The organism is Gimesia chilikensis, from assembly GCF_008329715.1.
Classification (GTDB): domain Bacteria; phylum Planctomycetota; class Planctomycetia; order Planctomycetales; family Planctomycetaceae; genus Gimesia; species Gimesia chilikensis.
The window spans coordinates 1,041,533-1,061,839 of the sequence record NZ_VTSR01000032.1; the positions used below are offsets into that span (position 1 = coordinate 1,041,533).

The window sequence follows — 20,307 nt, forward strand, 5'->3', positions numbered from 1 at the left end:
GATGATTGATTAAGATAAGCGAATCACCGGTCTCACAGATAATGCGAGCTGATTTACTTTATCTTGTTTAGTATATCGGAAGCGAGACCGAACGAAAGTGAAGTTATCTGGTGAATGAATAATCGTGACAAGAAAAATGGGAGAGACTTTGATGCGGAACATCGTGTGCCTGCTGCTCATCGCCTGGTGTTGTACTCCACGATTATCATTGGCGGGTGACTGTTTCCAGATTCGTGTGATTGACGCTGCTACGAAACGGGGCGTTCCGCTGGTCGAGTTGAAGACCGTCAATGAGATTCAGTATGTGACTGACAGCAATGGGATCGCAGCGGTGAATGAACCAGGGCTGGTGAATCAGGAAGTCTATTTTTTCATTCGCAGTCATGGTTATGAATATCCCGCGGATGGTTTTGGGTACCGGGGTAAGAAGCTGAAAGTGACGTCGGGCGGGAATGCAGTTCTGGAACTGAAACGCATCAATGTGGCGGAACGGCTTTATCGCATTACGGGGGGCGGAATCTATCGGGACAGCCTGCTGACGGGAGTACCGGTGCCTTTGAAACATCCGGTACTCAATGCGCAGGTGCTGGGATCGGACAGTGTGCAGAACGCGTTATTCCAGGGTCAGGTCTACTGGTTCTGGGGAGATACGAACCGCACCAGTTATCCTCTGGGGAATTTTCAGGTTCCCGGGGCCATCTCGGAACTGCCCGAGCGGGGAGGCCTGCCGATCGAGCGGGGAATCAACCTGGAGTATTTCGTCGATGAGAGTGGTTTTGCCAGCCAGACCTGCCCGATGCCGGGACCGGGTCCGACCTGGATCGATGCGCTGGTGACCTTGCAGGATGAGTCAGGTCGGGAGCGTCTGTTTGCGAAATATGTGAAGGTGAAGGCACCGCTGACGGTCTACGAACGAGGGCTGGTCGAGTTCAATTCAGAAACGAACCGGTTTGAAAAGCGGAAGACGTTCGATTTTGACGCACCGCTCTACCCGGTCGGTCATCCGGTGCGGTATGAAATGGAGGGTCGTGATTATCTGCTGTTCGGACTGGAGGTCCCCCTGATCCGTGTACCTGCAACTGTGGATGCCTTGGGACGACTCAGTGAATATGAAACCTATTCTTATCTCCAGCCCGGGGCTAAGAACGATCTCTGGACCGTCGATCGCGATGCCCGGGGACATTTGAAATATACCTGGCGGAAAGGAGTTCCCCCGTTGAGTTATGATCTGGAGCAGAGGCTGATTGATGAGCGGCGGCTGCAACCGGAGGAGGCGTTTTTCCAGTTTCGTGATCTGAAGACAAAGCAACATGTGCAGTTGCATAACAGTTCGGTAGCCTGGAACGCCTATCGCGGCAAGTGGACGATGATTGCATCGCAAAAGAACGGGACTTCGATGCTGGGTGAGATCTGGTATTCGGAAGCTGACAGTCCTTTGGGGCCTTGGAAGTGGGGCCGCAAGATCGTGACACACGACAGATACAGCTTTTACAATCCGAAGCAGCATCCCCTGTTTGCCCGGGAAAACGGACGGCTGATTTATTTTGAGGGGACTTATACAACGCTCTTCTCGGGGAATAAAGTTAAAACGCCGCGTTACGATTACAATCAGATCATGTATCGCCTGGATCTGTCCGATCCACGACTAACTGCAGACCAGTTTGAGCAATAAAAAAACACAGAGCCATGTCTGCTCAGGGACTGACTCTGTGTTTTGATTTCGGTCAAACAGTCGCGAGCTGCTTACGAATCATCGCCTGTGAGTTTATCGATCAGGAAGTCATTCGTGTTTTTGTATTTCTCTGATTGCGAAACACCGGGAATCAGGAGATGACATTCCATGCCCGCCTTATCGGCTTTCTCTTTCATTTTGACACCGTAGACCGGGTGATGGATTCCGTGGCCGGCATTTTCTGAAGGGAGCTTCATGTTGTTGCCGTACGTCATCAGCAGTGGTGGATCGTCGGCGGTCACGTGGTTGTAGGGGGAGAATTCCTTGTAGAGGGCTGCGTGCTTTTCGTAGTTGTCCATGACTTCCTGCATGCTTTTACCACCCACTGATTTGTAAATCATGGCATGCTTGAGCACATTCGGACCGAGCCAGGGTTCGATGACCTTGGGATCGATGGAAGTCTGGCCCCCGCCGACAGCTGCTGCGGTGACACGCGTTGATTCACGCAGGACCGGGTCTTTCGCTTTGGGATCGGCCATGTCGTCATGGCAGAGCAGCCACATGGATGTGCAGGCGCCGGCACTACCCCCGGTCAGAGCAATTTTATTCTTGTTGATGTTCCACTCTTTGGCTTTGTGTCGCAGGAACTGAATTGCACGCGCTGCATCGTGGACGGGAGCGGGCAGCGGGGCTTCTCCGGTCAGACGGTAATTTACTGCCGCGTAGGAAATGCCTTTATCGAGGAAGGTTTTGATGTTGCCGGGCAGACGGGCTTTGTCGCCACCGATCCAGCCACCTCCGTGGATATAAACCAGCAGCGGTCGGGGCCCTTCCCCCTTGGCTTCCCAGAAGTCGAGTTTGTCCATTTTATAGGGGCCGTAGGAAACATCAGCATAGGTCGGTTTCGGCTGGTCTGCTGCCAGGGCCGTTGATGCCATCAGTGTCAAAGCCGCAGCGAGCGAGAGTAACAGGCGTTGCATAGGACGAGATCCTTGATATCGGGTGAAAATTCCAGGAGGTATTTAAAAGAAAACGAATTCCTTTCTGATCATCTTGCGCAGTTTTGAGATGGGAATCAAGAATCTAATGCGAGGAGTTCCTTTCAATCGCCGGACGGGCTATGATGCTGGAGTGTGAAGAATGAGCTGCTCTGGAGAAAACAACCGTTGCAAAGGGAGAGTGTTTTGATGAAACAATGGTTTCTAAGTGGATTGGTGTTGTGGAGTCTGTTAAGTGCGTCTCTGCTGCAGGCCGACGATGAGGCGCCAGAGGTTTCTCCCGCACGCGCCCAAGAACTCTGGCAGCAGATTGCTCCTTTTTTCGAACCCGGTTCAGAATTTGAAGGTGACCTGGGGGATTTGAAATCACCGCTGAAATTCTACGATGGCAGTCCGGTGAAAACCAAAGCGGACTGGCAGAAGCGTCGTCAGGAAATTCTCAAGACCTGGCACACAATGATGGGTGAATGGCCGCCCGTGAATGAACATCCCGATGTGAAAACTCTCAAGCAGGAGCAGAAGGAAGGTTATACGCAGTACACGGTCCAGTTCGACATTGCTCCCGGGCATCCGAATACCGGTTACCTGTTGATTCCCGATGGTGCGAAGCCGGATCACAGTCGTCCGGCTGTGCTGGTGGTCTATTATGAACCGGAGACCGGTGTCGGCCTGAAAGGTGAAAATCGGGACTTTGCCCGGGCCCTGGCCAAACGGGGTTTCGTGACATTTTCTGTCGGCCATGACTATTCACTCTACTATCCCAATCGCGAGAAAGCGGAGATCCAGCCGCTGTCTGCTTTGGCCTACGGAGCAGCGAATGCCTTTCATGTGCTGGCGAACCGCAGTGAAGTCGATCCCGAACGGATCGGCATCATGGGGCACTCGTATGGCGGCAAGTGGTCGATGTTCGCTTCCTGTCTGTACGATAAATTCGCCTGTGCTGCCTGGTCGGACGGCGGGATTGTCTTCAATGAAAAGCGTCCCAGCGTGAATTACTGGGAACCCTGGTACCTGGGTTATGAAGGGCCCGATTTCCGCAAACGGGGACTGCCGACGAAAGAGAATCCACGAACCGGTCTGTATAAACGACTCGTCAAAGAAGGCTACGATCTGCATGAACTGCATGCGTTGATGGCACCGCGTCCCTTCCTGGTATCCGGTGGTTCGGAAGATCCCCCCAGTCAGTGGCGGGCACTGAATCACACGATCGCCGTGAATGATTTCCTGGGATATAAGAACCGGGTCGCGATGACCAATCGTGAAAAACATTCACCGAACCCGGAATCCAATGAGCAGATCTATCGCTTCTTCGAATACTGGCTGCTGCAGGATCAACTGGATCAGCAGAAGTAATCTGAATGCATCTGGCGAAAGTCAACCGAGACGATCGAGCGTTATTTCAGATCGAATTCCAGATCTGACGTGCCCCCTTCCGGGACGGTTGCCTTGAAAGGCGAGGTGCCGAAATCGCTGAATTTGTGGGGCAGCTGATTGATGGCACCGACGTCTGCAGGGAATTCGCTTTCGGGAACCTTGGAACCATCGGGCATCACGAAATGTTCAAACAGGACGCGGTAGTTTCCGGGAGGTACGCCATCGCGACCGTCCTGGTAGCGGAGCATGAACTGGCCTGACTCATCGGTGGTGCCTCGTCCCCCCTGCCCGTTGGTCTGTCCATCGGGAAAGAAAACCACAGAGACACCCGGCACCGCCTTGCCTTTAATCGTTACGGTTCCCCAGGTGGGAAAGGTTTTTAAATCATCACGCTTGGTCTCTGAGCTGCCGCAGGCAGTCAGGCACACTAACGACAGGATACAAAAAAATCTTACAGCCATGGGATTCGTTTCGAATGAAATTTCTGGAGAAAGATCAACCGGCGGCGAAGATGCCGCCGATTGAAGAGTGAAACTGTCAGTCAGAGATTAGAATTCGCCGAGTACTTTTCCATCGGCGATGTACGAGAGATAGACACGGGTGGTGGCGTCAATGTTTTCGCTGATGAAGCGAACGGCGCCATCGCCGAGCAGAACATGACATCCGCCCGTGTGGAGACTTCCCGAGTAACCCCAGGATGCGAGATTTCCAATGGGGCCGGTGGAGTACCAGGTGTTGATGTTGGCTCCCGCGAAGTTGGTACCATTGCCAACCCATTTCGCGAAGCCCCAGGCGGTTCCTTCACCGTTGGCAACCAGACGTGTGGTCTCGACGACTGCGACGGTGTTACTCATGCCGTCGGTGACATCACGGAATTTCGCACAGCCATTAAAGCCAAACATGGGGCGTGAGGAGACTCCCAGTGAACCCCAGTTGGTACAGGTGGTGTATTCACTGTTGGTGCTGAAATCATAGTTGGTGAAGACACCCAGCAGGGATGAGTTTCCGGGAGAAATTGAGTAGTGAGTGCTGGAAGTCGTGCCGTAGACTTCGGGGGTCGCGTCGGAGGGACAATGGAAGGCCTTAACGATGGTCGAGACGACTTCGTCATTGGCATTTCCAGAAGCACCGGGAGCGACAATCGTACCACCGGCGGGGTTGTAGGAACCCGTAGCCAGACTGGCGTTGAACTTATTGTACAAGGAGCTCTGTTCCAGGTAGGGCAGCAGCAGTAACCAGCCGCGGTGATTCAGGGTGACTTTACCGGCTGTGCTGGCAGAACCCCCACTGCATGAACCAGAGTGAGAAACAGAGTAAGGCAGTACACCAAACGTTTCGTTGTAGTTATGCAGTGCCAGTCCCAGTTGTTTGAGATTGTTCTTACAGGTTGAGCGACGTGCTGCTTCACGTGCCTGTTGAACAGCGGGCAACAGGAGCGCAATCAGGATAGCGATGATGGCAATCACCACCAGCAGTTCGATCAGCGTAAATCCTTTACGTCGTGGTTTAGGACAGGACACAGAAGACTCCTTGCGAAAGAATGATGACGACAGATGAGAGAACAGCCGTACGATCTCTGCCAGTCATGAGAGACCAGCGTGACCGAATTGAGAATGTTCAGTCATTAGAAAAAGATAATAAATCTTTCTAAGCAAGCAGCGTGCCAAACAGTGCTAGCGGAGTTTCAAGCTGGCCGTTTTTTTGTGCATAATCAGATTAAAATAGAACTTTTGAGTTTTCTTGAGTGAATCTGCAATGTTGTCCGAAGTAGAATGAAACGGTGGAATCAATACTCTGTTCAGGCTGGATTTGCCTGATTATTGGGCAGCGCTACTCCGTCGTATCCCGTTTCAGCGTGGGCTCTGCCCTGCTTTGAACAGTACTGTAAATTGTTAGTCCCCGGCACTTTGTTCTTAACCCAGACGAGGTTCTCACCATGTCGACCACTACTCCGCCCGTCATCAAAAACTTCAAAATGACTGGAATCATTCTCTGTGTGCTCGGGGTGATTTCTCTGATCACACCCGCGATGGCCGGGACTGCAGTCGTGCTGGTGATTGGATCCCTGTTGATGTTTGGTGGGTTTCTCTACCTGTTTCAGACATCACAGGCCGGTGACACTTCAGGGAAAATGATGCACATCATCCTGGGGATTCTGATGATCCTCGGCGGCTTTGGTATCATCAGTCATCCCCTGTTCGGGTTGTCGTTCCTGACATTGATGATGGCCATGTTCTTCCTGTTTGAAGGGACCTGGAAGGTTCTGATGTCCTTCAGTCTCAAACCCGCTGCCGGTTGGGGACAGGTCCTGTTCAGCGGAATCATCTCACTGCTGCTGGGGGGACTGATCTGGGCTGAGTGGCCTCTCTCCGGACTTTGGGCCGTAGGGACCCTGCTCGGTGTCGACCTGCTGCTGACCGGATTTTTCCTGATCAACGTGGGAAGTCTGCCAGGAATGCCTGGGATGGATCCATCAGCGAATACCCAGGATACAGAAGCTCCGCAGCAATAAGCGGCGTGTAAACTACTGCTTCGGCACTGGTGGCAGTGCCGGGGCGGCGGGAGTGACCGGCTTCAGAACTTTCACGTTAGCCTTGGCTTCTGTGGATTCATCCGGTGTCTTGTAGCTTTTGCTGCCCAGCTGTGCGGTGCGATTGGGATCCATCCGGTTCCGGTAAATGACCAGTCCATCGATGGCATGATACAGGGCGGAATAGTTTACCTTTTCCCCTTTGTTATCGATGATATCGTTGGCCAGCAGAGAAACCGCTTTGCGAACCCATTCTTCATTGAGACGTTCATCGGGCAGCGCCATCATCAGAAATTCGAGCGTATGCCCTGTCGTTTCCAGACGCTCCTGGAAGTTCTCGCAGGCGCTTTTCTGGAAGAAGTAATCGTAAGAGAAGGAACCGTCGAGGTTCTGCATCGCCTTGGCTTCTTCAATGTAACGCTGCAGTTTCTGATCCGCTTCCAGCCAGTAGCTCGACAGACGATGCCCTGCATTCCGATAGGTGTTACGGGCATAAGCGAGTGCGAATAAAGCGTGTGTACCGCCACAGGGGGAGTCGTTGGTGATCGTGTTGTTCTGCATGTAGACCAGGTCTGACATGTGCCACTCTTCCCCTTTTTTATCGTACCAGACAGCGTCCGGTCCGAGGTAATGGACCAGGGCCCAGAGAGACCAGGTGATTTCTTCGTTTTCCTGGATTTCCTTCTTGGCATTTTCAACCATGTCTGCCACGGTGATGGGGCCATCGGGAGTCTGAACCTGATGATCCAAGGGGATGTCTGCCATCGCCATGATCGCCAGTGACTGATTCTTATGACCTTCGAAGGCGTTCTCTTTTGTGTAAGGATGGGGACGTCCGCCGAACTCGGTTTTCTGGAACCAGGGTTCGCCGTCGTAAGTGACTCCGGAAGAGAGCCATTCCAGGGCATTGACGGTCTGGCCATCTTTCTTGATCTTATAGTCTTTGCGAAAAGCCAGAATGCCGTGGAAGATTTCCCAGGGAGAATGCTTTTCCGACTCGAGATACTTCTGCTGCGAGACCTCGATGGCCTGCTCTACTTTTTTCAGCAGTTCTTCGGGGGACTCGAGCTCTCTGCTGCTGGCGACTTCGGTTTCCGTTTCACCGCTGGAATCTGCGGATTCCGAAGGGGATGACTGATTGCAGCCCGTTGTGAAACTGAGACCGGCGAACAGAATTGCAAACAGTGACAGACGTAACGAAACATTCATGATCGGGGAAATTCCAGGGATATTAACGTTTTTCAGGGATAATCGCAGGCAGGAGCCGCTGCAGGAGCTGAGCTCACCGGCGGCTGTCTGTTTGAATGTACCACGTAAAATGGCGGAAGTAAATCATATAAGTTGTCTAAAATGTCTATATTTTCAGTCGGATGACACCAAAGCAGGTGCTGTTATCAGTGTTAGGTAAAGATTGCAGGACTCAGGGACCGGTTTCGGGCATCACATGAGCTGAGAACTGTTACAACCGCACTGCTCCCCCGCATTTCAGCCGAGCGGTACAGTGAGCACAGCTGGTGTGTTCACCAGAAACGTCAGGATGAAACTGCTGAGCACGACTGGTGCCTGCGGACAAATGCATAGATCACTGCTGATGCTTACGACCGACGTGACATTCTGTTTCCCTCCCCCGTTCTGCGGGAAAGTCGGATTCTGACGCTGGTACGAGGACGATACGCAGAAGGAACTGTAACGGTTTCTCCAGCGAAGCCGACTCTCGGATACAGGCTCAGATACACAGACTTTGAAAATCAAACATTGTTTTTTTGACATGGGGGAAGGATGAACTGCTTTAAAACCTTTCTGGCTGTGGGAGTCACGTTGTCTGCGAGTTTCTTCTCTGCAGCAGACGCACAGGCCGGTGTTTACGAGTGCTTTAACGAAGACGATTTACTGGACTGCGTCCCCTGTGTGGAGGACTGCTGGACCGACCGTGTTTCGTTCTATATTTCCGCCAATAACTATGCTTCGGTTAATCACATGGAGAGTGGTGGGTTTAACAGCTTCTCCTACCTGGCGAACAGCGGGTCAGATAATAACGTAGCCTATGACTTTGGTCTGGCCCTGGGGACCCGCATTCCTATCGGCTGCAAGTGCAAGGCACTGCGTTTCGAAGTCGAAGGCGCCTTTCGCGATCTGGGAGGGCTGTCCACAACCAGTTTTCAGACAGAAGGTCCAATCCAGACCTACATTGTTGACTACGACGATCGCTGGAGTGTGATGACCAACTGCTGGCTCGATTTTCCGCTGAAAAACAACAAGACGATTTACATCGGCGGTGGTATCGGAGCGAACGGTGGAAAAGTGAGCATCGACGATACCTACGTGAGCGGTCAATCACGATTCAATCGCTTTGCCTGGCAGATCGGGGGCGGCGTGGCCTGGGATGTCAGTCAGCGAGTGACACTGGACCTGGGGTATCGCTACATGGATTACGGTTCAACCATGGTCGACTTGCATGCGAATTTCGATCCTACGATTTCGGCTGGCAATTACAGCGCCGACCTGACCTCACACCAGGTCATGCTGGGCATCCGGTTTAACTCGCTGGGGAACCTGATTGGTCGCCGGTAAGCGATTACTGAAGCAATCTGCCATCAGGCAAACAGAAACAATGAAGCAACACCATACTTGAACGACAGCAGTGAATGATTGATCCGCCTGAATCCCGACCCTGGGGTTCAGGCGGTTTTTGTTATCGCAGTCGTCAAGGCTTCCTTGCTCACTGTCAGCGGGCGGCTTAGAATCGAAGTCTCTCGATCGATTCCCCGAACTCAGCCGTAAAAGAGGAAGAGCCATGCGTGTGTGTCGTCTTGTTGCTGGATTGATGATTCTGGCCGTGTGCCTGTCTGCTTCGGAATCGCTCTGGGCCTGGGGGAAAGGTCATCGTCTGATTCGGCTCTGGGCGGTGGCCCGGCTCCCGGAATGGCAAACCGAATTGCTTGGCCAGGAAAATCTCACCCGTCTCTGTCGGGATTACACGTCGCTGCAGGACAAGCACGCCGGTGGAAAGATGCCGCAACTGGATGCCTACTGCCTGGTGCCGGGTGTGCGGCTCTCGCTGCATGATGTCAACCCGCCGACACAGAGTGCGACGGCCATCCAGTGGTACCTCAAGCAGATAGCCGATAACCTGAACGCGGGTAAAACGGATGAGGCGATGAAATACCTGGGCGTGCTCTGTCACTGGAACGAAGATCCGGGTTGTCCCTCGGCACACAGCAGTCCCGTTTCTGAGCTGCAACTCAAAACGCTGCTGCCTCCCCCCAAGGACAAGGCACGCTACAACTATCTGTTTGGCGCGGGGGGCTTCATGGATTCCGGCAATTATCAACTGGCGGACGAAGCGTATACGCCTCGACTGTTGGGACGGACGCGTGCTGAGGCGGCGCTGCGGATCTATGAGCACCAGAAGCTGCTGCGGAACAATGCCGCGGCGCACATCATTCCCATCGTACAGGACACGATGCAGGGAGACGGGACCAAAGCGGACGAACACCGGGGGGCAGCGGCCCTGGTGAACGGACGGCATACGGCGGATGTGATCTTCACCGCGATCTGCCTGGCGACAGACCACGTGGACGATCAGGAGTTTCTGTTCGCGGAACAACCGTTGACCGAATGGTTGCCCGATTTCCGGGGGCGGATGATTCCTCACCCGTATTACGTGAAGCCGTTCATGGTGAACCAGGCAATGGACGCCCGGCGGCAACTGCATCCCCTCAAGATTAATGAGACCAGATACGAAACCGGTTATGGCATGGGGACGCCGTTCGAGCTGGACTTCGTGCTGGCCCCGGGGAGTGTTTTCAAGCGGTTTACATGCGAAGTCGGACTGCATCCCACCGCGGGCAAGAAGGGAGCAGTCATGTTCGCGGTCGAGGCGAACGGCAAGGAACTGGTCCGCACCAGACCGCTGCGTGTGGGGGATGAACCCGTCCAACTGGACGTCCCCCTGCCCTCGGCTGAGGTCTTGAAGCTGTCGCTGAAGACAATCGCCGACGAAGGTTCCGAACCGAGTCATAATCTGGCAGTCTGGGGGCAGCCGGTGTTGAAGACACGGTGAGTCAGCAGAGTTTGGGAGGATGCTTTCTGTCTTGATCTTTAGATTTTGGAGAGAGCACAGGAGCGAAAAATGAAATTTGATCTCTCTGTAGAAACTATACTTAAGGCAAATGGATGGACCGAAAATCGGTCTGTTGACCCATCACCCTGGATCCAAACACTTAATGAAAATGGATTTGAAGTAACGCCTGATGTTGAAGCGTTTTTAAAATGTTTTGGAGGACTCCAATTTACACCTCCTATAAATCCTAAAGGGGAAATATAGACCAGAAGAACTTTCTTTTTCTCCTGCCGATCCAGTGTGCGAATTTGAAAGGGTGTCTTATTGGACAAAAAAATTGAATGAAGTACTCTGTCCAGTGGGGGCTGTATTTCGGAGAGCAACTCTGTGCATCGGCGAGTCCGGGACATATTACCTGATTTCCGATGTCGGAGTTTACCTGGCTGGAGAAACACTATTAGACTGCATGAACTGTCTCATCGCGGCTTCGACTAAGCCCACTGAAGTACTTCCTGCACCAGAAAGAGAGTGGAGAAGAGAATTGACAGTGTAGAAATAATTTCGACCAATTTAAACCAGTTCAAAGTCACTGCTTTGTTTTGCTGTCACGTTAGTCTTCACCTTGCCAGACAGTGGATGATAGCGGAATAGTGAAGGAGCCACAGAGAGGGCTGTAGATCGAAAGAACACCAAGATGAGAGCAAGTATATGGATATCAATACATCTCTAAGCAAACTCGCCGACTCTACACCCGAAGGTAGGATTCGCCTGTTTGCCTGTGATTGCTGCAGCCGACTCATTCCTGTTTTTCCTGACTTGGACCTAGAAAAGCTAATTCTGTTTGGTCAGAACCGAAGTTCGGGGAAAACTGATCAGGACTCGTTACTCTCTTTGCGAAATCATTTTGGCCAAATCTATAATTCACTTTATCCTGGGTATGGTGATCCGTCGCCCAAAACTCTTGCTTTGAGTGCGGCGGGTGAAGTCGCATTTACCGATTCTTCACTTGACGCAGCAATTAACTCACTGGAATTCTCGGCAGATGCAATTGCAAAGAAAGCTGCATACAACGCAACCGACACTGAGTATGACAGAGTGTATGACGACGCCTATGCACTTGAGCGAGGAGCTCAGTCTGGAATGCTGCATCGTTTCTTTGGTGTCTGAGCTTGCCCTTAACCGCATCCAGAAATTGATCTATTAATCAGGAATCTGGTTCCGAAGTCTGATTTACTTACTCATTTAATGTCAGTGATCAGTAGCCAGTGGCAGTAATTTACAAGCCGGACTATTCCTGCTCGGTCCCGCCCGGTTTGGCTAACGAGTATTGCCAGATGCGGCCTGTGCCGCCTAACAGGAGTGTTTCTTCCGCTTCCCCGGCGGCGATTGTCGCGATGGATGCGCATTGATCGTCGAGGACCTCCTGGTAAACCAGTGTTTTGTCCTGCCGGTAAACGTAGAGTACGGAACTCAGCCAGCTCTGGACTTCGACCACGACAGCAAGAAATTCCGGTTGTTCCTCCGCAAATCGCACAAGGGTCCCTCGTGCATGACACGATGCAGGGAGACGGCACCAAAGCAGACGAACATCGCGCGGCAGCGGCCCTGGTCAACGGACGACATACGGCGGATGTGATCTTCACCGCGATCTGCCTGGCGACGGACCATGTGGACGATCAGGAGTTTCTGTTCGCTGATCAATCATTGACCGAGTGGTTGCCCGATTTCCGGGGGCGGATGATTCCTCACCCGTATTATGTGAAGCCGTTCCTGGTGAACCAGGCAATGGACGCCCGGCGGCAACTGCATCCCCTGCAGATTAATGAGAACAAATACGAAACCGGCTATGGCATGGGGACGCCGTTCGAACTGGACTTAGTGCTGGCCCCGGGGAGTGTCTTCACGCGGTTTACATGCGATGTCGGACTGCATCCCACCGCGGGTAAGAAGGGAGCAGTCATGTTCGCGGTCGAGGTGAACGGCAAGGAACTGGTCCGCACCAGACCGCTGCGTGTGGGGGATGACCCCGTCCAACTGGACGTCCCCCTGCCCTCGGAAGAGGTCTTGAAGCTGTCGCTGAAAACAATCGCCGATGAAGGTTCCGAACCGAGTCATAACCTGGCGGTCTGGGGACAGCCGGTGTTGAAGACTGAGTAGGTGCTGTAGAGGACAAATGAGAGATGCCAAAAATAGTGAGCATTTCAGACGCGACTCAACCGGTATTGGAGGGATTTCCAGCCAATTGAGAACCATCGTTTGATCTCCCCCGTCAAAAAAAAGTTGACAGTTGAAATTGTGCAGTCGATAATCGGGGTCCAGTCACTGTTCAAAATTCTCTGATCAATCGCTACGGAGAGCAGTTCCAGGACGGCTATCGCCGTGAAAGGGAGATGCCATGCTTCGTCTTCTCGCCTCCACTGTTTTGTATGTACTTGGGAATGCCATTGGAATTGTCGTAGCTGCCCAGTTGTTGCCCGGCTTCTCCATCGACTTCTGGTCAATCGTATTCGTCGCGGCGATCTTCACGTTGATCGTGGTTGTGTTCACTCCCCTGCTGATCAAGATCTCGATCAAGAACGTGCCCCAGATGAGCGGCGGCGTCGCCCTGGTCGCAATCCTGGTTGGCCTGATCGGAACCAGCATGTTTTCCGATGGACTGAAAATCTCCGGCCTCACCACCTGGATTCTCGCGCCGTTGATCATCTGGGTCGTCGCTTTGATCGCGGGACTGGTGCTGCCGTTGTTCCTTTTCAAGAAGACACTGGAAAAGGTGAAAGAGTCCTGAGCGAGAGAGGCGGGAACACTTTTAACTCAGCGCATTAAAAAAGCCAGAAGCATTACTCTAAGAGATGGTCCTGGCTTTGTTTTATAAGTAGCGGTGGAGGAACTCGAACTCCCGACACGCGGATTATGATTCCGAATGCCCAAAATCATAACCTCCCAACGAGTAACGAGAACTGCAAAAAGTCGTTTACACCACAGACTCTAACTTGCAGTTCATTAAAGATTCAAGGGTGAATTACCGGATGACACTAAACAAACAATTTTACGTATTGTGAAAATAGTTCACAGTCAATAAAAGAGTTAACTAGTTTCATAAATGGGTCGAATTACAGGACATCTGAAGAAACAAATGAGTTTATTGTATGACGTTTTGCGTAACCGGGTGGCGACGGCTGACGTTGATTTCAAATTCGGCGTGAATCGCCACTCCGGTTCACGCTGTTGTTATGCAGCTACTCGAACCCTTTTTGATCTGCATAGCTGTCGACAGGATAGCACAGAAACGTACCGGCGTATTGGAGCGTTGCAGTTCCTTTGATTGCCCATTCCATGTGCTCGCTCAAGTCCCATGCCGGAACCACGTATGCGACGGCAACATTGGGAACCTCAGGATCCAGTCGGATGCTGTTGATCTTGATGTGCGGCCAGATTTCGCCGGGCTTGGCAATTTTGGGGAGAGACTCGTCGCCAATCATCTCGACCATGTCGCGATAGTGGCGAAAGCACGCCTTCTCGATCTTTGCTTTCAGGGGCGGTGTCCACTTGGGCATCTTCTTGAACATCGGGTGTGAGTAGTCAATTGGGGCGTTGTCGTCAGTTAGCTCGACGGGGATGTCGCAACCGAGAATTGGAATGTCAACCACCAGCGACGGTTTGTATCCCTTCTTCAGTTTTTGGGCGGTGACCTTATCAGCTGCTGCCGATGCCTCGGTGGGGCTCTTAAACGACTTGGTTTTTGTCTGTCCCTTTGAGCCGACTTTCCCGTAACGGACGGTGTAAGAACTCTCGTCGATAGAGATCGACCAGAACTTAGCTGACGAACCGTCGTGGAACTCGTACCAATTACGTGCGACCATCGCTTTGCTGCATAACTTGTTATTAACCTGCATGGCCTTGTTCTGATATGATGCCAGTATGCTGTACATGATACCGGGCGTAATTAGATCTTCAAGGCGTTTCTTCATTCTTGATCTATGTTTACAGCAATTACTTGCTGATATTGAAAAAAAGAAAACACAACAAGGTGTAAAAAAACATGAAACTCATTGAGCAACTCGAACAGAAACGTTCGTTTTCGCGGAATACTGGCGAATTAGTGGTTACCACACTGAAATTCACAGACTGATTCCCATGAACTCATCTCTGAAATCAAAGTACCGGATTGCCGTGAAATCAGAGGTTAATGATACAGCTCTTTCGTACTGTCTTCGCTGTGAGTTCACCTTCGTCCTGCCGTCGCGTCAGCCCTCACCCCTGCCAGGCTGAGGTTGCGAGATGGGAAAGCATTGCCACTGCGAACACCAACAAAAAAACGCCTGAACCCCAAGTTGGGATTCAGGCGTTTTTGATTTTCTCTGCGTGTCAATGACTGACACTAAAGTAGCGGTGGAGGGACTCGAACCCCCGACACGCGGATTATGATTCCGAATTCTGAAATCTCTAACCCATTAGAAAATAATGAGAAGCAGCAAGTGGAAAAAGGCGTTTACACTCCGGTTTACTTAAGTGATGATGAGTTGAAATATATTCTGAATTCTTGGAGGCATCTAACTGATGAAGTGCGTGAAATCATTCTAAAACTAGTTCGATACGCACAGAATTAGAAATTGAATTAGAGTCTTTATGAAAACAGATGAGTAAACCTTTCAAACTGCCCCCGTGATTTCGAAGTTTAACCTGAGCAACAGGTATCGATTAGCGAAATATAATCAGATTCGGATTTGACTTTTTTAATATTCCTAATGTTTCATCAGACACATCCACTTCATAAAGCTGTAACTCTCTCAGCATGGGAAAGTCGCGTAATCGTAAGAGAGATTTGTCAGAGATTTGCGTACCTGAGAAATTCAAACTTTTCATTCGTTTCATGTTTAATAATAAACTAATGGTGTTATCTGTGATCTGATGCTCTCCGGCGAGATAATATCCATCAATTGGATATGCAAATTCCTTCCCCAAATGATCACTAATCCAGTCCTGAAAAGGACGATTCCAGGCATCTGGATTCTCTGAGCTATAAAGGCTAACACCATAAAACGGTTCTGAATCAGGATAGAGCCGTTCTAATCTTGAAACTATTGATCGTTCTTTTAACACTCTCGAAATAGGTTGGCTTGATAACAGGACGGCAAAAATGACGATCAATGCACAAAGCAGGGAAACACGACGTCGAGTAATCAGATTATTAATCTTTTTAAAGTCGATCATTCCGTGCTCTTTCATTTCTTACTCAAATCAAAAGAGACATCTTCAGTAATTACCTAGTAGATTAAGATTTGAGCATCAGGCAATGCTTTTTTCAGCGTCGAAGCTGCCTTTATTGGAAAGAATCGATTTTGATCTAAAGCCAGATATTTCAAGTTTTTCATTTGCGCAAATCTTGAGACAGATCTGTCTGAAATATTCCCTACTTTGATTGTAATATTTTTAAGCGATTCAATTTTTGACAAATGATCTATTGTTTTGTCATCTACGTTGGTGCCTAGAAAAATAATCGTTTCCAGATTATCTAACTGCTGCAACGCTGCTGAATCATTTTGATTGAAGAAAACCATTTCAATGTATATTTTTTTAATTTGTTTTTGAGAACCAATCCATTCAAACAATTCCCTATTGATCCGTGCCGTTTCATGGAAAGGGCCTCCAAATATAGTTCCATCACCATTAATTATTAAGGTTTCTCTATTTTGACGTAGGCTAAAAGTTAGACCAGTAGATGGATACTTCACCAACACATCATTTTCTTTTTTTATTTCCTCACCACCCAATGGGCCTGATTGTTTTTTTGTCTTCTTGCTGTCTACACTCTGCGAGTGAACTACTGGTGTCATTGAAATCGTGATTAACAAAATGAAAAATCCTAGAGCAAAGATTTTCTGTGTCATTTTTAAAGTCTCCCCATGATTTTCAAATTGAAACCTCAACTTTAGTATCTGGCAAGAGTTTTTGTAAAAGACGGTCTGCAGTCCAAGGGATAAATAGATTCCGGTCCAATTTGAGATATTCCAGTTCTGTCATTTGAGCAAAAGTAAAAATAGACTCGTCTGTAATATTCCCATTGATTACCGTAATGCCCTTTAATGATTTAATTTTTGATAAATGACGTATAGCGTTATCTCCCACATTTGTATTGATCAGAGTTATTTCTTCCAAGTCGGAAAGCTGATCAAAGAGAGCTGTGGCTTCTTCGTCGAAATAAATCATTTCAAAGCACAACTTACGGGGATGTTTTGCGATAACTCGTTGCAATACTTCTTTGTTGACTCTTGAGGTTTTTGTTATCGATTGACCTTTGACAGCACCCTTACTTGAGACCTTGATAGTGTCTGCTGCTTTATCGTGATCGATCAGTAACCCCAAAGACCGATAATCGAGTCCGCCCTCTGTATTTTGGGATCCTATTTCTAGACAAATAAATAGCGTGCAGAGTAATGCTAAGACGATAGTTCGATATTTCATATTTTCTGCTCCTTAGAACTGAAAATGTCAACAAGTGAATACCTTCACAAGTTCCATCTTAGCATTATTAGCTGAGCTTGCCACGTTTTTTGCGGTGATACAGAATCTCATAAAGCCTGTAGTGCTTTACTTCAAAGATACCGAGTTCCCCTTCGTCCCGCCGTCGCGTCACCCTTCACCCCTGCCAGGCTGAGGTTGCGAGATGGGAAAGCATTGCCACTGCGAACACCAACAAAAAAACGCCTGAACCCCAAGTTGGGATTCAGGCGTTTTTGATTTTCTTAACGTGTCAATGGCTGACACTTAAGTAGCGGTGGAGGGACTCGAACCCCCGACACGCGGATTATGATTCCGCTGCTCTAACCAACTGAGCTACACCGCCGGATGGTGTGGGCGTCTGTGCTGGGACAGACACTCCTATCCTAGTGGAAGTTCGCTGGGGAGAAAAGGTTTCTCCGGTGCTAACTTCCTTAGATATCTCACGTTATCGGCAAAAAAGCCATTGAGAAGTCGCAAGATTAACAAATTATTGTTAGTACGCAAGTCAACCGCCGTTTTCATTCGAAAATGTCGCAGAAATTCGTTGATTGTGGGGCTTTTCCGGGGGCGTTATACTCGAATCTGCTCATTTGATACCCCTGAATCTCGCTCTGGAGTGCCCGCATGATGAAATCGCTCGCGTTCGGTCTGGTTCTCTCGCTCCCGTTCCTCTCAGCGGCCCCTCTCCCGGCAGCGGCTCCTGCAGAAACATCCCCTGCCCTTGAGACGGTCTCACGGACGACCGTGTTTGAGAAAGGCGAAGCCGGCTATCACGGGTTTCGGATCCCAGCGCTGCTGGTGACACCGAAGGGAACGCTGCTCGCGTTTGCCGAGGCACGGAAGAATAATCTTGGCGACAGCGGCGATATTGATCTGGTGCTCAAGCGAAGCAGCGACAACGGGAAGACCTGGTCTCCCCTGGCGGTGCTCTGGAATGACGGGGAGAACACCTGCGGGAATCCCTGTCCGGTCGTGGATGAGTCGACCGGGCGGATCTGGCTGCCGCTGACCTGGAATCATGGCAAGGACCATGAGAAGCAGATCAAGGCCCAGACCGGATTGGATACGCGGCGGGTCTATATGAGTTATTCCGATGATGACGGCCAGACCTGGAAGCCGCCTTACGAAGTGACCGAGACGACCAAGAAGCCGGAGTGGACCTGGTATGCGACCGGGCCGGGCAACGGGATTCAGCTGACGCAGGGACCACATAAAGGGCGGCTGGTGATTCCCTGCGATCATAATGTGACGCTGGACGGCAAGGTGGTGCGGCGGTCGCATGCGATTTACTCGGACGATCATGGCCAGACGTGGCAGTTGAGTGAGCCGATCGGTGAAATGACCAATGAATGTGCGGTCGTGGAACTGGGCGACGGTCGGCTGCAGATGAATATGCGGAGCTATCACGGGAAGAACCGACGGGCGATTGCGTATTCCGACGATGGCGGGGCAACCTGGTCTGACGTGACGCTCGATCCGACGCTGATTGAGCCGGTCTGCCAGGCGAGCCTGATTCGTGTCTCGTTTCCCAAATATGGAACGCCGGGGAAGTTACTGTTCAGCAACCCTGCCAGTCAAAAACGGGAGAAGATGACGGTCCGGTTGAGCAAAGATGACGGGCAGACGTGGGTGGCGTCGCGACTGGTGACGCCGGGTTCGGCCGCGTATTCCTCTCTGGCTTTGTTGAAAAATGGTCAGGCGGGGCTGTTGTATGAGCGGGACCGTTATCAGAAAATCGAATTCGTCGCGTTTGATTTAAAACAGTTTACTGCCGGACGTTAGGTTGTGGTGTGGATCTGGTTTAAAGGCTACGTCCAGACGACAGCGTTTCAACCGGGGCTAATGCCCTGCGGCTAATGGCTATATAAGTCAGCAGGAGTCCTCTCGCTGGGACTCCTTACTATTTTCTGAAAGATAAAGTGACCGCCGATGGATACATTACTTGATCGTTTTCTGCGTTATGTCAAAGTCGATACCCAGTCGGACGAAACCAGTCCCTCGTTTCCAAGTACGAAGAAGCAGCTGGATCTGAGCCGGATGCTGTGTGAAGAGTGTGAGCAACTGGGGTTGGAAGATGTGACGATCAGTGAGTACGGCATCGTGATGGCGACGATTCCTGGTACGGTTGAAGGAGAAGTGCCGGCCATCGGCTGGGTGGCCCACGTGGATACATCGCCTGAATTTTCCGGGACGAATGTGAAACCGGTCGTGCATGAGAACTATGACGGGAGCGACCTGGTACTCCCCGGCGATACCTCACGCGTGCTGAGGGTTAGCGAGGAGCCTCGACTGAAAGAGATGGTGGGTAAAACCGTGATCACCACGGACGGGACTACGCTACTGGGAGCCGATGATAAATCGGGCGTGGCCGTGATGATGTCCGCGGCAGCGCACCTGATGAGCGATCGCTCGATTGCCCATGGTCCGATCCGGCTCTGCTTTACCTGTGACGAAGAGATCGGCCGCGGAATTGAGAAACTGGACCTGGATGTGTTCGGCGTCTGCTGTGCCTACACATTGGACAGTGACGGCAGTGGTCGCATCGATTCCGAGACGTTCTCGGCCGATCAGGCGGTGATCACCGTGCGGGGCGTGAATACGCATCCTTCGGTTGGTAAAGGCGTGATGGTGAACGCGATTCGGATTCTGAGTGATCTGATCTCATCACTGCCTACCGAGACGCTGAGCCCGGAAACGACGGACGGCCGCGACGGGTTCATTCACCCCTATCATATCGAAGGGGGCGTGGCGGAAGCGTCAGCCCGGCTGATCCTGCGTGATTTTGAAACGGAGAAACTGGCCGAGTATGCCGGCCTGCTGGATTCACTGGCGCAGCCGCTGCGCGAGAAATATCCGCGGGCGGAAATCAAGGTCGACGTGCATAAGCAGTACCGCAACATGCGGGACGGGTTAGTGAAGGAGCCGCGGGCGCTGGAGAAAGCGATTGAAGCGACGCGTGCTGCGGGGCTGGAGCCGAACCTGAATATCATCCGCGGAGGAACCGATGGCAGCCTGCTGACCGAAAAGGGGCTACCGACGCCGAACCTGTCCAGCGGTCAACATAATCCACATTCCCCCCTGGAATGGACGACCGTGGAAGAGATGGAAAAGGCCGTTGATGTTTTAGTGCAACTCGCGATTCTCTGGGGCCAGGAACGTTGACGTTTTT

General features: G+C 51.2%; 21 protein-coding genes and 1 tRNA gene. 12 read left to right on the forward strand and 10 right to left on the reverse strand.

Translation table 11 applies throughout. The features are described from left to right. Positions 1-151 precede the first annotated feature (151 nt). The gene (locus tag FYZ48_RS28820) at positions 152-1,672 is read left to right on the forward strand and encodes a hypothetical protein (protein ID WP_149345886.1); all 1,521 of its coding nucleotides are present in this window, start codon (positions 152-154) and stop codon (positions 1,670-1,672) included. Positions 1,673-1,743: 71 nt separating this feature from the next. Here FYZ48_RS28820 and FYZ48_RS28825 read toward each other — a convergent pair whose 3' ends face one another. Beyond that, positions 1,744-2,652, reverse strand: a complete 909-nt coding sequence (locus FYZ48_RS28825; protein WP_149345887.1) for an alpha/beta hydrolase — start codon at positions 2,650-2,652, stop codon at positions 1,744-1,746. Positions 2,653-2,859: 207 nt separating this feature from the next. On the opposite strand from FYZ48_RS28825, the gene FYZ48_RS28830 reads away from it, so the two are divergent. Further along, the gene (locus tag FYZ48_RS28830) at positions 2,860-4,023 is read left to right on the forward strand and encodes a prolyl oligopeptidase family serine peptidase (protein WP_149345888.1); all 1,164 of its coding nucleotides are present in this window, start codon (positions 2,860-2,862) and stop codon (positions 4,021-4,023) included. 41 nt (positions 4,024-4,064) lie between these two features. Here the strand turns inward: FYZ48_RS28830 and FYZ48_RS28835 are convergent, their stop codons facing one another. Both FYZ48_RS28835 and FYZ48_RS28840 read right to left on the reverse strand, forming a co-directional pair. Then, positions 4,065-4,505: a carboxypeptidase-like regulatory domain-containing protein gene (locus FYZ48_RS28835; protein ID WP_149345889.1), complete on the reverse strand. Its 441-nt coding sequence runs from the start codon at positions 4,503-4,505 to the stop codon at positions 4,065-4,067. Between the two features lie 87 nt (positions 4,506-4,592). Next, positions 4,593-5,564 (reverse strand): DUF1559 domain-containing protein, encoded by a 972-nt coding sequence (locus tag FYZ48_RS28840; protein WP_149345890.1) that lies wholly within the window; start codon positions 5,562-5,564, stop codon positions 4,593-4,595. Positions 5,565-5,980: 416 nt separating this feature from the next. Here FYZ48_RS28840 and FYZ48_RS28845 point away from each other — a divergent pair, with 416 nt between their 5' ends. Continuing rightward, on the forward strand, positions 5,981-6,556 hold the full coding sequence (locus FYZ48_RS28845) for an HdeD family acid-resistance protein (RefSeq protein ID WP_149345891.1): 576 nt from the start codon (positions 5,981-5,983) through the stop codon (positions 6,554-6,556). 12 nt (positions 6,557-6,568) lie between these two features. Here the strand turns inward: FYZ48_RS28845 and FYZ48_RS28850 are convergent, their stop codons facing one another. Further along, on the reverse strand, positions 6,569-7,783 hold the full coding sequence (locus FYZ48_RS28850) for a hypothetical protein (protein WP_149345892.1): 1,215 nt from the start codon (positions 7,781-7,783) through the stop codon (positions 6,569-6,571). Positions 7,784-8,353: 570 nt separating this feature from the next. Between FYZ48_RS28850 and FYZ48_RS28855 the strand changes: the two genes are divergently transcribed. The 5 genes from FYZ48_RS28855 (at position 8,354) to FYZ48_RS28875 (ending at position 11,804) form a co-directional block, all read left to right on the forward strand. Then, entirely contained in the window at positions 8,354-9,145 is a 792-nt protein-coding gene (locus FYZ48_RS28855) for an outer membrane protein (RefSeq protein WP_149345893.1), read from the forward strand. A gap of 223 nt (positions 9,146-9,368) precedes the next feature. Next, a complete protein-coding gene (locus tag FYZ48_RS28860; RefSeq protein ID WP_149345894.1) occupies positions 9,369-10,637 on the forward strand; it encodes an NPCBM/NEW2 domain-containing protein in 1,269 nt (422 codons plus the stop codon). Between the two features lie 69 nt (positions 10,638-10,706). Further along, positions 10,707-10,901, forward strand: a complete 195-nt coding sequence (locus FYZ48_RS29830) for an SUKH-3 domain-containing protein (RefSeq protein ID WP_149345895.1) — start codon at positions 10,707-10,709, stop codon at positions 10,899-10,901. Next, the gene (locus FYZ48_RS29945) at positions 10,882-11,190 is read left to right on the forward strand and encodes an SUKH-3 domain-containing protein (protein ID WP_149345975.1); all 309 of its coding nucleotides are present in this window, start codon (positions 10,882-10,884) and stop codon (positions 11,188-11,190) included. Before FYZ48_RS29830 ends, FYZ48_RS29945 begins: the two co-directional genes overlap by 20 nt. 155 nt (positions 11,191-11,345) lie before the next feature. Further along, positions 11,346-11,804, forward strand: a complete 459-nt coding sequence (locus FYZ48_RS28875; RefSeq protein WP_149345896.1) for a hypothetical protein — start codon at positions 11,346-11,348, stop codon at positions 11,802-11,804. Positions 11,805-11,925: 121 nt separating this feature from the next. Here FYZ48_RS28875 and FYZ48_RS29420 read toward each other — a convergent pair whose 3' ends face one another. After that, complete coding sequence (locus FYZ48_RS29420; RefSeq protein WP_187782285.1) at positions 11,926-12,171, reverse strand: hypothetical protein; 246 nt, start codon at positions 12,169-12,171, stop codon at positions 11,926-11,928. Positions 12,172-12,182: 11 nt separating this feature from the next. On the opposite strand from FYZ48_RS29420, the gene FYZ48_RS28880 reads away from it, so the two are divergent. Both FYZ48_RS28880 and FYZ48_RS28885 read left to right on the forward strand, forming a co-directional pair. After that, positions 12,183-12,794, forward strand: coding sequence for an NPCBM/NEW2 domain-containing protein (locus FYZ48_RS28880; RefSeq protein WP_242022809.1), 612 nt, complete (start codon positions 12,183-12,185; stop codon positions 12,792-12,794). 238 nt (positions 12,795-13,032) lie between these two features. Continuing rightward, positions 13,033-13,422: a phage holin family protein gene (locus tag FYZ48_RS28885; protein WP_145040428.1), complete on the forward strand. Its 390-nt coding sequence runs from the start codon at positions 13,033-13,035 to the stop codon at positions 13,420-13,422. Between the two features lie 451 nt (positions 13,423-13,873). On the opposite strand, the gene FYZ48_RS28890 is transcribed toward FYZ48_RS28885, so the two are convergent. The 5 genes from FYZ48_RS28890 to FYZ48_RS28910 all read right to left on the reverse strand — a co-directional run bounded on the left by FYZ48_RS28890 (position 13,874) and on the right by FYZ48_RS28910 (position 17,481). Beyond that, on the reverse strand, positions 13,874-14,605 hold the full coding sequence (locus FYZ48_RS28890; protein ID WP_149345897.1) for a WGR domain-containing protein: 732 nt from the start codon (positions 14,603-14,605) through the stop codon (positions 13,874-13,876). A 730-nt stretch (positions 14,606-15,335) separates the two neighbouring features. Continuing rightward, positions 15,336-15,848, reverse strand: a complete 513-nt coding sequence (locus FYZ48_RS28895; RefSeq protein ID WP_149345898.1) for a hypothetical protein — start codon at positions 15,846-15,848, stop codon at positions 15,336-15,338. 53 nt (positions 15,849-15,901) lie between these two features. Further along, entirely contained in the window at positions 15,902-16,525 is a 624-nt protein-coding gene (locus FYZ48_RS28900) for a hypothetical protein (RefSeq protein ID WP_149345899.1), read from the reverse strand. 22 nt (positions 16,526-16,547) lie between these two features. After that, positions 16,548-17,099 (reverse strand): hypothetical protein, encoded by a 552-nt coding sequence (locus FYZ48_RS28905; protein WP_149345900.1) that lies wholly within the window; start codon positions 17,097-17,099, stop codon positions 16,548-16,550. Positions 17,100-17,407: 308 nt separating this feature from the next. Continuing rightward, a tRNA-Met gene (locus FYZ48_RS28910) sits at positions 17,408-17,481 on the reverse strand. 281 nt (positions 17,482-17,762) lie between these two features. Between FYZ48_RS28910 and FYZ48_RS28915 the strand changes: the two genes are divergently transcribed. Both FYZ48_RS28915 and pepT read left to right on the forward strand, forming a co-directional pair. Further along, on the forward strand, positions 17,763-18,920 hold the full coding sequence (locus tag FYZ48_RS28915) for a sialidase family protein (RefSeq protein WP_149345901.1): 1,158 nt from the start codon (positions 17,763-17,765) through the stop codon (positions 18,918-18,920). A 147-nt stretch (positions 18,921-19,067) separates the two neighbouring features. Further along, the gene (pepT, locus tag FYZ48_RS28920; protein ID WP_149345902.1) at positions 19,068-20,300 is read left to right on the forward strand and encodes a peptidase T; all 1,233 of its coding nucleotides are present in this window, start codon (positions 19,068-19,070) and stop codon (positions 20,298-20,300) included. Positions 20,301-20,307 lie beyond the last annotated feature (7 nt).